Below are 14,264 nucleotides of genomic sequence, written 5' to 3' on the forward strand. Positions count from 1 at the left end.
CGAAGGCGTTGACGAGGACCTCGCCGAGGGGCCTGAGCCTCGCCGCGATCTCGGGGAAGCTCGGCGGCGACCCGGCGAGGGAGCGCACCATGACGGCGTCCCGCCCGCAGAGCGATTCGGCCGGGCTCGTGGCCGCGTCGAGGAATTCGAACCGGCGCTCGACGCAGCACGGACATCGCGGCAGCGCGTCGCGGGGGGGCAGGTCGGTCCGGCGCAGACTCGGGGTCCAGACATCCGCGCTCAGGAGCACCGCCGGCTCGGGCGCCTCCCGGGTCACGATCCAGCGGAGCGCCTGCGCGACCTGGAGCGACGCGACGAGGTGGGCGGCGGGTCCGAGGATCCCCACCGTGTCGCATGTGGGCGCCGCTCCGGCCGCCGGCAGGTCCGGCTGAATACAGCGGAGGCAAGCCGTCCGCCCCGGGACGACGAGCGTGCTGACCCCCGACGCGCCGACGCAGGCGCCGTAGACCCAGGGCAAGCCCTGCCGGACGCACGCGTCATTGAGGAGGAACCGACCCTCGAAGTTGTCGAAGCCGTCCACGACCAGGTCGATGCCGGAGAGGAGGCCGAGGATGTTCCCGGCGTGGACGTCCGCCACGACCGGCTCGACGGCGACGTCCGAGTTGATCCGACCGATGCGGCGGGCCGCGGCGACCGCCTTCGGCAGAGAGTCGCGGGCGTCCTCCTCGTCGAAGAGGGCCTGCCGCTGGAGATTCGAGAGGTCCACGACGTCGCGGTCCACGATCCTGAGGAGCCCGACCCCGGCGCGCGCGAGCAGGCTCGCCGATTCGCCGCCCAGGCCGCCGCACCCGACGAGAAGCACGCGGGCGGCGCGGATGCGCTCCTGGCCTTCCGCGCCGATCGGCGAGAACAGGACCTGCCGCGAGTACCGTTCGTCGCCGCTCAGGGTCATGGAGGAAGCCTCCCGGTCGACGGATCCGCGGCCATACTCTGCGTCTCCTCGTCCGGTATCAAGTGCACGGTCACCGGCTCGAAGGCGAGGCCGACACGCTCGCCGCGCCGGAGGTCGAGCTCCCGGACCGTCCTTCGCGTGACCAGGGCCGAGACGGGGAAGCCGCAGTCGATCTCGATCTTGATCGTGGGCCCCCCGTTGAGGAGCGCGGTCACGGTGCCGTCGAGCCGGTTGGCGCCCGCGTCCCCGTTCCGGGTCAGATGGATCTCTTCGGGTCGGATGCAGGCGAGCACGCGGCTCGCGGGCGGGAGATCGGACGAAGCCCAGAACGTCCGGCCGCCGATCCGGACCCGCGCGAGGTTTCCGTCACGGGCGACGATCTCCCCGGAGAGGATGTTCCCGGTCTTCAGGAACTCCGCGACGGCGCGTCCACTCGGGCGGTAGAAGACCTCTTCCGGTGCCCCGGTCTGAAGCAGCTTCCCTACGCCCAGGATCGATATCCGGTCGGCGAGGGCGAAGGCCTCGGACTGCTCGTGGGTCACGTACACGCAGGTGATCCGCCGCTCCCGGACGATCTGGCGGAGCTCCTCGAGGAGGTGCTCGCGGATCGGCTCGTCGAGGGCGGAGAGCGGCTCGTCGAGGAGGAGGAGATCGGGGTCGAGCACCATCGCACGGGCAATGGCGGCCCGCTGCGCTTCGCCTCCGGACAGCGTCGAGGCCCGCTGACGCGCCGCATGATCGATGTGGATGCGACGCAGCATCGCCTCCGCCTTCGCGCGGGCGCGCGCCCCCCGCTCCCCGCGGATCTTGAGGCCGTACGCGACGTTGTCGAGAACGCTGCCGGAGAAGAGCAGCGGGGACTGGAAGACCATCGCCATGCGGCGGCGCAGCGCGAGGGGAGCGGGCCACGGGATCCTCTCGCCCCGCCAGAAGATCGCTCCGCGATCCGGCCGCTGGAGCAGGTTCATCACGCGCAGGAGCGTGCTCTTGCCGGCGCCCGTCGGGCCGAGGACGACGTGGATCTCCCCCTCTTCCACGCCCAGCGCGGGCAGGTCCAGGATCGGGTGGCCCGAGACGGAGACCCCGACGTCCTCGAGGCGAAGGAGGCTCATCCCTTCTGCCTCTGCTGGATCCAGGTGAACAGCCAGTTGAACAGCATGGTCAGCGCCAGCAGGATCACGCCGAGGACGACCGCGGCCGCGAATTCCCCCTGCCGCGTCTCGAGGACGATCGCCGTGGTCATCACCCGCGTCTGCCCCTTGATGTTCCCCCCCACGATCATGACGGCGCCGACCTCGGAGATGATCGAGCCGAACCCCGCCGCGAGCGCCGCCACGAGCGAGAGCCGCGCTTCCTGGACGAGCTTCCAGTGGACCTGGAGCCTCGAGGCGCCGAGCGAGAGGATCTGCAGGTGGACGCGCGGGTCGAGTCCCTGGATCGCGGCCAGCGTGATGCCGGTCACGAGGGGAGTGGCGATGACGATCTGGGCCAGGATCATCGCCCACGGCGTGTAGAGGATCTCGAGCGCGCCGAGAGGTCCCGAGCGCGCGAGCAGGAGGAACACGAAGAGCCCCACCACGACCGGCGGAAGCCCCATCCCGGTGTTGACCAGCGTGACCAGCATTCGTCGCCCGGGGAAGCGGCGGAGCGCGAGGACGATCCCGGCGGGGACGCCGAGGGCCATGGCGGCGACGACCGCCGCGCCCGAGACGAAGAGCGAGAGCGCGAGGATGCCGGCGAGCTCACCGCGAACGGCGAGGGCCGAACGGACCGCCTCCGCGATCGAGGTCACTTCGCGTCCGGGACGAACAGGGACCGGCCGTACCTCTCGCGTCCGAACTCGCCGATCATCTTCTGGGTCCCGGGGCTGACGAGCCACTCGGCGAATCTCCGGGCCGCGGCGGCATGGGTCTTCGGATGCTTCTCCGGATCGACGACGATCACGCGGTAGGAGTTGAGGAGGTCCTCGTCGCCCTCCGCCACGGGCGCCAGGTCGAGCTTCGCCTTCATCGCCAGATACGTCCCCCGGTCGATCAGCGTGTAGGCCCGCTTCTCGGAGGCGATGCGCGCCGTCTCGCCCATGCCCTGGCCGGTCGAGACGTACCAGTCCTTCCCCGCCGGGTCGACCCCCGTCTTCTTCCAGAGGGCCAGCTCCTTGACGTGCGTGCCGGACTGGTCGCCGCGGGAGACGAACGTCGCCCTGGCCGCGGCGATCTTCTCGAGCGCCTCGGCGGCCTCGAGGCCCTTCGCCCCGGCGGGGTCGGCGGGCGGTCCGACCACCAGGAAATCGTTGTACATGACGTCGAGGCGGAGCGAGCCCAACCCCTCGGCCATGAACGCGTCCTCGGCCGCCTTCGAGTGGACCAAGAGGACGTCGGCGTCTCCTCGCCGCCCCATCGCGATCGCCTCGCCGGAGCCGACGGCGATCGTCTTGACCTTGATCGGGAATCGGGCCTCGAAGGCGGGAATGAGGACGTCCAGGAGACCCGAGTCCTGGGTGCTGGTCGTGGTGGCGAGGATCAGCGAGTCCGCCGCGTGGGAGGCCGGGAGCAGCAGGAGAGCCGCGAGAACCGAGATCGCGATCGGGCGCATCGTCATGAGCCCTCCTCGGGACGGAATCGAGTCGAGGACTCGGGAGATCAGCCGCCGCCGATCAGGTGGACCACCTCGACGACGTCCCCGTCCTCGAGAAGCGTCGCGGACTGCTCGCCCTTCTTGACGAGACGCTTGTTCACGAGGACGATCTTGAGCGGGAACGAGAAGGTCTTCTCTTCGAGTAGCGCCGCGACCGTGAGCCCTTCTCGCCACGGATGCGGCTCGCCGTTGACCGTGAGCGTCATGGCTATTCCGTGACGCCGTGCGCCGCCAGGAGCTCCACGAGCCCCTCGACCTTGTCGATGCCGAGGGCGCGCGCCTTGGCGAGGGTGGGGATCCCGTCGGGCGTCCAGCCGCGCCGCTTGTAGACCGCGTCGAGGAGCTTCTGGTAGCGACCCTCGCGGTGCCGCCTTAGCGCGGCGCGCCTCTCGTCGAGGGTCATCGTCGCAGGATCGACGCCGATCTCCTCCCGGAGCTGCTTGTCGTACCGGTCCTGGCGCGAGAGGTACTCCTCGGCCGTGACGGGCCCCTGCGACCGGTAGGGGATCGCGTCGTGCCGGCGCCGGCCGTAGCCCATCTTCAGGTTGAAGATCCGCTGGAAGTTGTACACCCGCTCGCTCTGGGTGATGAGATCGTCGGGGGTGACCTCGCGGCCGGTCATCCCGGCGACGAACTCGCAGTATCCTTGAACGTGCCTCGGCACCTTCGCCGGCGCGCCGGACTCGGCGTTGTCCTCCGGCTCGACGTCGTTCCAAAGGAGCTTGCAGAGGCCGTTCAACCCGAACCAGGTGCGCCACATCGGGAAGTAGTGGAGCGCCTCCGCCTTGTCCTCGAACGTCGGGATCTGCTTGTTCACCATGTCCATGAAGATGAGCCACGCCTCGTCGTGCTGCGGCCCCTTGAGGGCGATCCCGTACCCCCCTTGCTGGGCCAGCGACTCCTTGGTCACGTACTCGGAGTACTCGAGCCCCTTCGCCTCCATGCCGATGTCCTGGACGAACGCCGGGTCCGCGCCGAAGCGCTCGACGAAGATCCGCTTCATCCGGCGGATCCCCTGCCCCGCGATGAGGCCGAACCCCTCCCCGCGCCCCATCTGGTGAAGCACCTCGAGGGTGCCCTCGACACTGCCGAAGCGAAGGTCGATGCCGCCCGTCCGCTCCTCGTTCAGGATCCCCGCCTCGAAGCACTCCATGACGAAGGCCATCAGCGTGCCGAAGGAGATCGTGTCGACGCCGTAGTGGTCGCAGTAGTAGTTGATCTCCACGATCGCCCACGGCTCGAAGATCCCGATGTTGCTGCCGCAGCCCGAGGCGGTCTCGTACTCGGGACCGTCCACCAGGACGCTCTGGCCCTTGTCGGGTCCGGTGCGGAGCTCGTGGCCCTCCACGGCCTTGGCGCACGCCATGTCGCAGCCGAGGGCGCAGCCGTCGGCCACCCCCTGGGAGAAGATCTTGACGAACTTGTCCGAGGCGATCTTGTGCGTGTCGGCGTGCGCTCCGAACTTGTAGTTCATCACCGGGAGGAGATCGTAGTCGTTCATGATCTCGACGAGGTGCGCCGTGCCGGCCTCGCGCATGCGGCACTGGCTCTTGTCGAGCACCAGCACTTCCCGGGTGAGCTCCGAGCCGGCCCGCCGGATGCGCTCGGCGTCCACGGGGTGGTTCGGGTCGCTCGTGAACCGGATCGCTCCCGTCGGGCAGATCGAGGCGCACTGCATGCAGCCGACGCACTCCTTGGGCTGCTTCCCGTAGGGCATCGTCACCTTGCGGGAGTCGCCGCGCCCCTCGAAGGCGAGGATCCGGTGCCAGACCCCCTCGTGGCAGAGGCGCACGCACAGGCCGCAGAGGATGCAGGCGTGCTCGCTCTCGTTGCGCCTCGGGTGGACGAACCGCGCGCCGTCGATACCGGCCTCCAGCGCCAGATCCCGAACCACCCTCACGTTGGGCCAGCGGGCGAGCATCATCTCGAGGACGAGCCGGCGGACCCGGAGCGCTCGGTCGCTCGCCGTGGAAACCTCCGCCGGCTTGTTCAGCGGGTAATTGCAGGCGGTGACGATGCGCTTGCGACGCCCCTCGTCGATCTCGACGCTGCACACCCGGCAGGCGCCGTACGGCTCGACCATCTCGCTGTCGCAGAGCGCGGGGATCGAGATCCCGAGCTTCTTCGCGGCCGCGAGGATCGTCGTGCCGGGGGCGACCTCGGTCGTCTTGCCGTCGATCATGACCTCTATCATCTGGGGTTTCCTCTCGACCTCACCGGACCTTCACGGCGTCGAACGTGCAGACGTCCATGCAGGTTCCGCACTTGATGCACAGCACCTCGTCGATCAGGTGGAGGTTCTTCGGCTCGCCCGCGATGGCGTTCGTCGGGCAGACCTTGACGCAGGCCCCGCACCCGGTGCACTCGAAGGCGATCGAGTACCTCACCAGCTCCTTGCAGATTCCCGCGGGGCAGCGGCGGTCGTGGATGTGGGCCTCGTATTCCTCCCGGAAGTTGCGGAGCGTGGACAGGACCGGATTGGCCGCCGTCTGGCCGAGCCCGCAGAGCGAGCCGTCGGCGAGCACCGCGCCCAGGTCCTCGAGCAGGTTAAGGTCGCTCTCGCGTCCCTCCCCCCGCGTGATGCGGGTCAGGACCTCGCGGAGGTTGACGAGCCCCTCGCGGCACGGCGTGCACTTGCCGCACGACTCGTCGCAGAGGAAATCGACGAAGTAGCGCGCCACGTCGACCATGCAGGTCCGGTCGTCCATGACGATCATGCCGCCGGAGCCCATCATGGAGCCCGCCTCGACGAGCGTGTCGAAGTCCACCGGCAGGTCGAGCTTCGACGCGGGCAGGCAGCCGCCGGAGGGGCCGCCGGTCTGCACGGCCTTGAACGTGCGCCCGTCGGGGATCCCGCCGCCGATGTCGAACACGATCTCGCGGAGCGTGATCCCCATCGGGACCTCGACGAGCCCGGAGTTCCTGACGTTCCCGACGAGGGAGAAGACCTTCGTTCCGGAGCTGCCGCTCCACGGCGACTCCGACACGTCCCCGGTGCCGATCGACGCGAACCACTCCGGGCCGCGCAGGATGATCTGCGGGATGTTGGCCCAGGTCTCCACGTTGTTGAGGACCGTGGGCTGGTTGCGGTAGCCGTACTCCACCGTGTGGACGTACTTGGCGCGCGGCTCGCCGGGGCGGCCTTCCATCGAGGCCATCAGCGCCGTGGACTCGCCGCACACGAACGCGCCCGCCCCCTGGTGGATCCTGACGTCGAACTCCATGTCGGTGCCCAGGATCCCCTTCCCGAGGAGCCCCCATGCGCGGGCCTCGGCGATCGCCTTGCGAAGCCGCTCGAGGGCCAGCGGGTACTCGAGTCGGATGTAGACGAACCCTTCCGTCGCGCCGACGGCCCGGGCGCCGATCAGCATCCCCTCGAGGACCGCGTGGGGATCGGCCTCGACGATGCTGCGGTCCATGAACGCGCCGGGGTCGCCCTCGTCGGCGTTGCAGACGACGAACGGCCGGACGGCGCGCCTCTGCGCCGCCTCGAGGCAGGTCTTCCACTTGAGCCCGGTCGGGAACCCTCCTCCGCCCCGCCCGCGGATGCCGGACCGGATGATCTGCGCCACGATCGCGTCGCCTTCGGTCCCCTGCTCGAGGATCTTGTGGATCCCGCGATAGGCGCCGGCGCGGATGGCGTCCGCGATGTCCTCGGGATCGATCTTGCCGCGGTTCCTGAGGGCGAGGCACTGCTGCTTGGCGAAGAACTCGATGTCCTTCTCCAGGGGGATCGGACGCTCCTTCCCGTTCTTCCGGTACAGGAACTTCTCGAGGGGCTTGCCCTTCACGAAGTGCGACTCGATCAGCTCCGGCACCGCGGAGGCCACGAGCCGCTCATAGAACACCCCCTCGGGCTCCACCACGCAGATCGGTCCGTGCGCGCAGAACCCGTTGCAGCCGGTGGCGACGACCTTGATGGCGCTCCCGAGCCCGCGGCGGTCGATCTCCTCCCGAAGCAGGTCGCGGATCGGCAGCGACTTGGCCGACACGCAGCCGGTCCCGGCGCAGACCATGAGCATCGCCCGGTACGCGGCGTGGCCCTGCTCGGCCTGCTCCCTCAGGGCATCGAGGTTGTCGAGCGTCGCCCTAGGCATTGGCTCCCTCCTCCGCCCCGGCCTTGGCCGTCTTCCTCGTCGAGCCGGCGGCGGACCTGCCGTGCTTCTTGAGGAGGCGGGCGACCTTGGAGGAGTCCACCCCGCCGATCAGCTCGGACCCGATGGTCACCACCGGCGCCAGGCCGCAGCAGCCGAGGCACCGGACGCCGTCGAGACTGAACTTGAGGTCGCTCGTGCTCTTGCCCGGCTTCACGTCGAGCTCGCGGCTGAACGCGTCGAGCACGCGGGCCGAGCCCTGGACGTGGCAGGCCGTGCCGGTGCAGACCTGGATCGCGATCTCCCCGCGGGGCTCCAGGGAGAAGGCCTTGAAGAACGTGGCGATGTGGTAGAGCCGGCCCATGTCGGCGCCGGTGCGCTCCGAGATCCGCTCGAGCGCCGCCTGGGGCAGGTAGCGGAACCGTCCCTGCACCCCTTGCAGCATCTCGATGACGAACTCGTCATCGGCACCCCACCCGTCGACGATCGCGTCGACCTCGAGCATGTCCTGGCAAACCGCGCATCCCATGGAAGGACTCCTGTCGCGCTCAGGGCGCCTCGACCGCCAGGGACCAGCGGGGACGGTTCTCGACCGACTTGGCGACGATCGCCTTGAGCTTCTTGTCCATCATCACGGTGCCGAGGCCTCCCCGGCCCGCCTGCTTGAGACGGGGCTCCCTGCGCTTCCAGTCGTAGAACGAGACGTTGAGGCAGCCGATCAGGGTGTGCAGCGCGCCCTGGCCGGCGGAGACGACCGAGAGGCTCTGCATCTCCTCGGGGCTCCTCGCGTACATGCGGTGGAGCTGCCGGGCGACGTCATAGCTGTTGAACGCCTCGTGCGGCGCCGTCTCGATCGTCACCCGGTGCTCGTCCCCGTCGATGACGAGGAGCACGAACTCCGAGGCCTTCCCTTTCACCTCCAGCGCGTCGAAGCCCGCGAACTTGAGCAGCGGCCCGAAGTGCCCGCCCACGTTCGAGTCCATCACGGAGCCGGTCGTCGGGGAGATCCCCGTGACGAGGCACTTGCCCGAGCCCGAGAAGTAGGGCGTGCCGCCCAGGGGACCGGCGGAGAAGTAGAGCCCGTTCCGCGGGTCGTCCCACGCGATGGGGCCCGGGATGGACTTCCACATCAAGTACAGGTCGAACCCCTTTCCGCCCGTGAAGACGTCCTTCATGTACTGGGTGACCGGCCTGGCCTCGATCCGGTTCTCCGTGAGGTCGACGTGAAGCGTCCTTCCCGCGTAGCCGCGCTCCACGTGCCCCGACGGGTAGTCGAACGAGGCGAGCAGCCGGTGGGCGGCCCTCATCTCCATGAGCTCCATCGCGTCTCCGTTCTCCGCTCGGCTGCGGACTATTACGCGACTGCGTGGGATTTCGCGTGACGATGCGCGCACAGCGCATGGCCGTCCGCATCCAGCCGCTCGCTTCGGTTTAGGGCCGGGTAGTATGCCACACGGCGCGGGGTTTCGCCGTGCCGCGCGCATCGCGTTTTCCTCCGAAATGGGCGCAAATTCGGACTGCTCGAGTCCCCATTCGTCCCGCGCGGTGAGCGCGGTCCCCGCTTCCGTCGCGCCGTGACGCGAGTGCGAAAGAAGAGTAAACTGTCCGCTTTCGTTTCCCGCCGTGGAGGACTCCATGTTCTGCAGCCGATTCACGAACGATGCCATTCGCGACTACGGCAAGGAGGAGAACGCCAGGGGCGCCGAGCGGGCGATCCGGGCGCTCGAGGGGCGCCTCGACGGGCGGTACCCTGCGATCATCGGCGGGAGGGAAGTCGAGAGCGGGAAGTGGATCGCGTCGGTCTGCCCGGCGCGCCCCGATCTCGTCGTCGGCCACGTCGCGAGCTGCACGCGTGCCCAAGTCGACGAGGCGATCGCGGAGGCGAAGAAGGCCTGGACCGGCTGGGCCCGCACCGATCCCGAGGCGCGGGCCGAGACGCTGGTTCGCCTCGCCGCCCTCATCCGACGCGACCGGTTCGACTTCGTCGCGCTGCTCGCCTACGAGATCGGCAAGGACTGGTACGAGGCCGACGCCGAGATCGCCGAAGCGATCGACTTCTGCGAGTACTACGCGCGGCTGGCGCTCAGGCATTTCCAGTTCCAGCCGCTCACCCGCCTCCCGAACGAGGACAACTGCTACTACTACATCCCGCTGGGCGTGGGCGCGGTGATCTCGCCCTGGAATTTCCCCCTCGCGATCCTGGCCGGCATGACGACCGCCGCGGTCGTGAGCGGCAACGCGGTTCTGGTCAAGCCCTCCTCGGACACCCCCGTGATCGCCTCGAAGCTCGTGAGCCTCGCGCGCGAGGCGGGGATCCCCGACGGCGTGATCAACCTCGTGCCGGGCGGGGGAGGCGAGATCGGGGACCATCTCGTCACGCACCCCGAGATCCGCTTCGTCTCGTTCACCGGGTCCGCGGACGTCGGCCTGAGGATCCACGAGATCGCCGCCCGGCCGGATCCGCGACGGCGATGGATGACCCGGTACGTCTCGGAGATGGGCGGGAAGGACGCGATCGTCGTGGACGAGACCGCCGATCTCGACGCCGCGGCCGCCGGCATCGTGCGCTCCGCGTTCGGCTTCCAGGGACAGAAGTGCTCGGCGTGCTCGAGGGCCATCGTCGACCGGCGCGTCAAGGACCGGCTGGTCGAGATGCTCGTCGAGAAGGCGGGCAAGCTACCGGCTGGAGACCCCTGGGAGGGCCCGTGCGTCTTCACGGGGCCCGTGGCGAACCGGGGGGCGCACGCGAAGATCCTCGAGGCTATCGAGACCGGCAGGAAGGAGGCGCGCCTCGTCCTGGGCGGGCACGCCATGGACCGTCCCGGTTGGTTCGTCGCCCCGACGATCTTCGACGGGGTCGAGTCGCGCTCGTTCCTCGGCCAGGAGGAGATCTTCGGGCCGGTGCTGGCGGTCATCACCGTCGACGGGATCGACGAGGCGCTCGACACCGCGAACGACACGCGCTACGGGCTGACCGGGGCGTTCTTCTCGTCGAGCATCGAGCGGATCGACCGCGCCAAGCGCGAGTTCCACTGCGGCAACCTCTACATCAATCGAGGCTGCACCGGCGCCTTGGTCGGCGTGCACCCGTTCGGCGGATTCAACCTCTCGGGGACCGACTCCAAGGCCGGCGGCCCCGACTACCTCATGAACTTCACCCAGGGCAAGACGACCTCCGAGCGGACCACCGTCTCGCGCCTCCCCGGAATCGGGGTCTGATGGCATCGGGCCGGCGGCCTGCCCGCGCGGGCGGTCCGCCGCCGGAGCCGCGAGGCGTTCTCTTCCGCCACCCGCCGCGCGCGCTCCGGGGGGCGCGGGCGTGGCAGATCGGCGCCCGCACCGTGCACATCGCGGCCATGGCCCTCGTGCTCGGAGGGGTGGCGTGGAGGGCCCCGGCGCGCGACCTGGTCGCGCCGATGGCGATCACGGCGTTGAGCGGCGTCGTGCTCCTGGGCATCGATCTCGGGAAGAGCTTCGCGATCCTCTACCAGGGGAGCGGCGTGGCCGCGCTCCTGAAGCTCGCCCTTCTCGGCGCCGGCGCGCTCCTCCCGTCCGCACGGCTCGAGTGGTACCTGGCGGCGACGGTGGTCGCGTCGATCGGCTCGCACATGCCGGGCGCCTGGCGGCACTACTCCTTCCTCCACCGTCGGGTGCTCGACGCCTCTGACGAGGGCTGACCGCCGCGCCGGGGGGCCGGGGTCTCGGCGCGATTCCCGAGCCTCGCGACCGACCTGCTAGTATCGGGAAGGCGCCGCGCGCGGAGGACGACTGATGCTCGTCGATTCGGCCGGGCGGACGATCCGCCACCTCCGGATCTCGGTCACGGACCGCTGCCAGCTCCGCTGCCGGTACTGCCTTCCGGAGGAGGGCGTCCCGCTCCTCGACCGTCGCGAGGTCCTGAGCTACGAGGAGATCCAGGCCCTCGTGCGCGTCGCGGTCGAGGAGGGGATCACGAGCGCGCGGGTGACCGGCGGCGAGCCGCTGCTGCGCCGCGGGATCGTCTCGCTCGTTCGCGAACTCGCCGGGCTCGAGGGGCTCCTCGACCTCTCCCTCACCACGAACGGCATCCTCCTTGAGGAGCTGGCCGGACCTTTGCGGGAGGCGGGTCTCGCCCGCATCAACATCGGGCTCACGAGCCTCGATCCCGCGAGGTACCGCGATCTCACGCGGGGCGGGGATCTCGCGGAGGCGCTCGCCGGGGTCGAGTCCGCCGTCGCCGCCGGTTTCGATCCGGTGAAGATCAACGTGGTGCTTCTGCGCGGCGTCAACGACGATCCGGGCCCGTTCCTCGATCTCACCCGCCGCCACGCGGTCGTGGTGCGGTTCATCGAGTACATGCCGATCGGGCCCGTCCCCTCGGACCGGTGGTTCGTGCCGGCCGCCGCGTTCCGCGACAAGCTCGAGGCGCACGGACCGTTCGAGGAAGCGGCGAGGCCGCCCGGCCACGGCCCCGCGGAGCGGGCGCTTCGCCTGCCCGGGGCCCCCGGGAGCTTCGCCTTCATCGCCGCGGTGAGCGACCATTTCTGCGACCGCTGCAACCGGCTACGGCTGACCGCGGACGGCCATCTTCGCCTCTGCCTCTTCCACGTTCGCGAGATCGATCTCAAGCCCGCGCTCCGGCCCGTGCCCGATCGCGAGCGGCTCCGGGAGCTCCTGCGAGAAGCCGTCGCGGAGAAGCCGGCCGGCCGGCCCGACGTCGCCGGGAACCTCGGGCGCGGGATGTCCCAGATCGGAGGATGAGCATGGCCCGCAGGCTCTCCCGGCCCGACGAACGGGGAGATCCCCCGGCGGTACGCACGGGCGCGCGCGTCGTGTCGGTGAACGTCTCGGACACGAAGGGTACGCGCAAGCATCCCGTCGGCCGTGCGGTCCTGGTGGCCGGATTCGGCGTCGAGGGAGACGCGCACGGCGGCGAGTGGGAGCGTCAGGTGAGTCTATTGGCCCGCGAGAGCGTCGCGAAGATGCCCGCCTCGGGCCTCGACCTCGCGCCAGGCGACTTCGGGGAGAACGTGACGACCGCGGGGATCGACCTGGCGAGCCTTCCCGTGGGATCCACCCTGCGCCTCGGCGCCGAGGCCGAGATCAGGGTCACGCAGATCGGTAAGGAATGCCACCTCGGCTGCGAGATTCGGCGCCAGGTGGGGGACTGCGTGATGCCCCGCGAGGGGATTTTCGCGCGCGTGACGAAGGCGGGGACGATCGCGGCAGGCGACCCGATCGAGGTCCCGGCCGTCCGGAAGGATCCGTGAGGGCCGCCGTCCTGACGGTGAGCGACGGGTGCGCGAGAGGCACCCGGATCGACGAGAGCGGGCCGCACCTCCGCGAGCGGCTCGAAGACGCAGGCTTCGAGATCGTCGCGGCCGAGGTCCGTCCCGACGAGCCCGACGAGATCGCGGATCTCCTCAAGCGGTGGGCCGACGAGCTGAAGGTCGACGTCATCCTGACCACCGGGGGCACCGGCTTCTCGCCGCGGGACCGCACTCCCGAGGCGACGGTCGGGGTCGTCGACCGACGCGCGGACGGCCTGGTCGAGGCGCTCCGAGGGGACGGGATGAAGCGGACCGCCCACGCGTGCCTCTCCCGCGGCCTGGCGGGCCTGCGCGGCTCGACCCTGATCGTCAACCTGCCGGGAAGCTTGAGCGCCGTCCGCGACGGGATGGACTTCCTGTCGCCGATTCTCCCCCACGTCGTGAAGATGATCGCGGGCGGGGGACATTGACCCTTTTCGCCGACGAGGAGCGCAGACGATGGATCGATTCGAGAAGGTGACGATCGTCAAGAAGGCCAACGTCTACTACGAGGGGAAGGTCACGAGCCGCACCGTCCTGTTCCAGGACGGATCGAAGAAGACGCTCGGCATCATGATGCCCGGCGAGTACGAGTTCGGCACCGCCGACCGAGAGGTCATGGAGGTCCTCGGCGGCTCGATGGACGTGCTCCTGCCCGGGAGCGCGGCCTGGACCACCTTCGCCACCGGTCAGTCGTACGAGGTTCCGGCGAACTCGAAGTTCAAGCTCAAGGTGGGCGAGGTCGCCGATTACTGCTGCTCGTACGTGAAGTAGCGACCGACCCTCGCTCAATCCCCGATCAGGTGGGCGACGACGCGACGCCGGTGCGGCGACCGCCGGTGCTCGTAGAGGTAGATTCCCTGCCAGGTGCCGAGAGCCGGCCGGCCCCCGACCACCGGAATAGAGAGCGTCGTCGCGGTCAGCGCCGAGCGGACGTGTGCCGACATGTCGTCGGGCCCCTCGTCGTCGTGCTCGAAGATCGGGTCGCCGTCCGGCGCCAAGCGGGCGAGAAAGCGGTCGAAGTCCGCCCGCACCGTCGGGTCGGCATTCTCCTGGATCAGGAGCGAGGCCGAGGTGTGCTGGACGTGGAGGGTCAGGAGCCCGGCGCCGATCCCCGACGAGCCGACCCATTCCACGATCCGATCGGTGAATTCGAGGAGGCCCCGTCCCCGGGTCTCGAGGGTGATCGTGGTCGCCTGCTGCCGAATGGGTGCCTCCCACCGCGAGCCTTTCCTGGCCGGCGCAGGGAAGTTTCCCCTCAGCGGACTCCGGACGCAAGGTCACGGCACGGGAGACCGGCCGTTGGCGGCGGCCGCGGCGCGGCCGCCGCCTGCG

16 protein-coding genes are annotated in these 14,264 nt (G+C 69.7%); 6 read left to right on the plus strand and 10 right to left on the minus strand.

Features of this window, described 5'->3' with window-relative positions; translation table 11 throughout:
- From LAO51_06065 to LAO51_06105, 9 genes are all read right to left on the minus strand, one after another.
- Positions 1–913, minus strand: a 913-nt coding sequence (locus tag LAO51_06065) for a ThiF family adenylyltransferase (protein ID MBZ5638308.1), incomplete at its 3' end; no start/stop codon positions are given.
- Positions 910–2,025 carry an ABC transporter ATP-binding protein gene (locus LAO51_06070; GenBank protein ID MBZ5638309.1) on the minus strand — a complete coding sequence of 372 codons (1,116 nt, stop codon included), beginning with the start codon at positions 2,023–2,025 and terminating at the stop codon, positions 910–912. The genes LAO51_06065 and LAO51_06070, both read right to left, overlap by 4 nt.
- Positions 2,022–2,705, minus strand: coding sequence for an ABC transporter permease (locus tag LAO51_06075; protein MBZ5638310.1), 684 nt, complete (start codon positions 2,703–2,705; stop codon positions 2,022–2,024). The genes LAO51_06070 and LAO51_06075 overlap by 4 nt, the downstream gene beginning before the upstream one ends.
- Positions 2,702–3,505, minus strand: coding sequence for a substrate-binding domain-containing protein (locus tag LAO51_06080; GenBank protein MBZ5638311.1), 804 nt, complete (start codon positions 3,503–3,505; stop codon positions 2,702–2,704). Before LAO51_06080 ends, LAO51_06075 begins: the two co-directional genes overlap by 4 nt.
- 47 nt (positions 3,506–3,552) lie before the next feature.
- Complete coding sequence (thiS, locus tag LAO51_06085) at positions 3,553–3,753, minus strand: sulfur carrier protein ThiS (protein MBZ5638312.1); 201 nt, start codon at positions 3,751–3,753, stop codon at positions 3,553–3,555.
- A gap of 2 nt (positions 3,754–3,755) precedes the next feature.
- A complete protein-coding gene (locus tag LAO51_06090) occupies positions 3,756–5,741 on the minus strand; it encodes a (2Fe-2S)-binding protein (protein ID MBZ5638313.1) in 1,986 nt (661 codons plus the stop codon).
- A 19-nt stretch (positions 5,742–5,760) separates the two neighbouring features.
- A complete protein-coding gene (locus tag LAO51_06095) occupies positions 5,761–7,644 on the minus strand; it encodes a 4Fe-4S binding protein (GenBank protein ID MBZ5638314.1) in 1,884 nt (627 codons plus the stop codon).
- The gene (locus LAO51_06100) at positions 7,637–8,170 is read right to left on the minus strand and encodes an NAD(P)H-dependent oxidoreductase subunit E (GenBank protein MBZ5638315.1); all 534 of its coding nucleotides are present in this window, start codon (positions 8,168–8,170) and stop codon (positions 7,637–7,639) included. Before LAO51_06100 ends, LAO51_06095 begins: the two co-directional genes overlap by 8 nt.
- A 19-nt stretch (positions 8,171–8,189) precedes the next feature.
- Entirely contained in the window at positions 8,190–8,963 is a 774-nt protein-coding gene (locus tag LAO51_06105; GenBank protein ID MBZ5638316.1) for a hypothetical protein, read from the minus strand.
- A 313-nt stretch (positions 8,964–9,276) separates the two neighbouring features.
- On the opposite strand from LAO51_06105, the gene LAO51_06110 reads away from it, so the two are divergent.
- The 6 genes from LAO51_06110 (at position 9,277) to LAO51_06135 (ending at position 13,703) form a co-directional block, all read left to right on the plus strand.
- Positions 9,277–10,860 carry an L-glutamate gamma-semialdehyde dehydrogenase gene (locus LAO51_06110; protein ID MBZ5638317.1) on the plus strand — a complete coding sequence of 528 codons (1,584 nt, stop codon included), beginning with the start codon at positions 9,277–9,279 and terminating at the stop codon, positions 10,858–10,860.
- Positions 10,860–11,318 carry a hypothetical protein gene (locus LAO51_06115; GenBank protein ID MBZ5638318.1) on the plus strand — a complete coding sequence of 153 codons (459 nt, stop codon included), beginning with the start codon at positions 10,860–10,862 and terminating at the stop codon, positions 11,316–11,318. Before LAO51_06110 ends, LAO51_06115 begins: the two co-directional genes overlap by 1 nt.
- A 94-nt stretch (positions 11,319–11,412) precedes the next feature.
- On the plus strand, positions 11,413–12,381 hold the full coding sequence (gene moaA / locus LAO51_06120; GenBank protein ID MBZ5638319.1) for a GTP 3',8-cyclase MoaA: 969 nt from the start codon (positions 11,413–11,415) through the stop codon (positions 12,379–12,381).
- A 2-nt stretch (positions 12,382–12,383) separates the two neighbouring features.
- A complete protein-coding gene (locus LAO51_06125) occupies positions 12,384–12,890 on the plus strand; it encodes an MOSC domain-containing protein (protein ID MBZ5638320.1) in 507 nt (168 codons plus the stop codon).
- Positions 12,887–13,360, plus strand: a complete 474-nt coding sequence (locus LAO51_06130; protein MBZ5638321.1) for a MogA/MoaB family molybdenum cofactor biosynthesis protein — start codon at positions 12,887–12,889, stop codon at positions 13,358–13,360. The genes LAO51_06125 and LAO51_06130 overlap by 4 nt, the downstream gene beginning before the upstream one ends.
- A gap of 28 nt (positions 13,361–13,388) precedes the next feature.
- Complete coding sequence (locus tag LAO51_06135; GenBank protein MBZ5638322.1) at positions 13,389–13,703, plus strand: pyrimidine/purine nucleoside phosphorylase; 315 nt, start codon at positions 13,389–13,391, stop codon at positions 13,701–13,703.
- A 14-nt stretch (positions 13,704–13,717) separates the two neighbouring features.
- Here the strand turns inward: LAO51_06135 and LAO51_06140 are convergent, their stop codons facing one another.
- Positions 13,718–14,137: a secondary thiamine-phosphate synthase enzyme YjbQ gene (locus LAO51_06140; GenBank protein ID MBZ5638323.1), complete on the minus strand. Its 420-nt coding sequence runs from the start codon at positions 14,135–14,137 to the stop codon at positions 13,718–13,720.
- Positions 14,138–14,264: the final 127 nt, after the last annotated feature.

This window comes from Terriglobia bacterium (genome assembly GCA_020073205.1).
Classification (GTDB): domain Bacteria; phylum Acidobacteriota; class Polarisedimenticolia; order Polarisedimenticolales; family JAIQFR01; genus JAIQFR01.

What these genes read in the sequence shown, in the direction of transcription:
- LAO51_06070 (MBZ5638309.1), bottom strand. Translation starts at nt 2,025, where the DNA reads ATGAGCCTCCTTCGCCTCGAGGACGTCGGGGTCTCCGTCTCGGGCCAC.
- LAO51_06080 (MBZ5638311.1), bottom strand. Translation starts at nt 3,505, where the DNA reads ATGCGCCCGATCGCGATCTCGGTTCTCGCGGCTCTCCTGCTGCTCCCG.
- thiS (MBZ5638312.1), bottom strand. Translation starts at nt 3,753, where the DNA reads ATGACGCTCACGGTCAACGGCGAGCCGCATCCGTGGCGAGAAGGGCTC.
- LAO51_06090 (MBZ5638313.1), bottom strand. Translation starts at nt 5,741, where the DNA reads ATGATAGAGGTCATGATCGACGGCAAGACGACCGAGGTCGCCCCCGGC.
- LAO51_06095 (MBZ5638314.1), bottom strand. Translation starts at nt 7,644, where the DNA reads ATGCCTAGGGCGACGCTCGACAACCTCGATGCCCTGAGGGAGCAGGCC.
- LAO51_06100 (MBZ5638315.1), bottom strand. Translation starts at nt 8,170, where the DNA reads ATGGGATGCGCGGTTTGCCAGGACATGCTCGAGGTCGACGCGATCGTC.
- LAO51_06105 (MBZ5638316.1), bottom strand. Translation starts at nt 8,963, where the DNA reads ATGGAGCTCATGGAGATGAGGGCCGCCCACCGGCTGCTCGCCTCGTTC.
- LAO51_06110 (MBZ5638317.1), top strand. Translation starts at nt 9,277, where the DNA reads ATGTTCTGCAGCCGATTCACGAACGATGCCATTCGCGACTACGGCAAG.
- LAO51_06115 (MBZ5638318.1), top strand. Translation starts at nt 10,860, where the DNA reads ATGGCATCGGGCCGGCGGCCTGCCCGCGCGGGCGGTCCGCCGCCGGAG.
- moaA (MBZ5638319.1), top strand. Translation starts at nt 11,413, where the DNA reads ATGCTCGTCGATTCGGCCGGGCGGACGATCCGCCACCTCCGGATCTCG.
- LAO51_06125 (MBZ5638320.1), top strand. Translation starts at nt 12,384, where the DNA reads ATGGCCCGCAGGCTCTCCCGGCCCGACGAACGGGGAGATCCCCCGGCG.
- LAO51_06135 (MBZ5638322.1), top strand. Translation starts at nt 13,389, where the DNA reads ATGGATCGATTCGAGAAGGTGACGATCGTCAAGAAGGCCAACGTCTAC.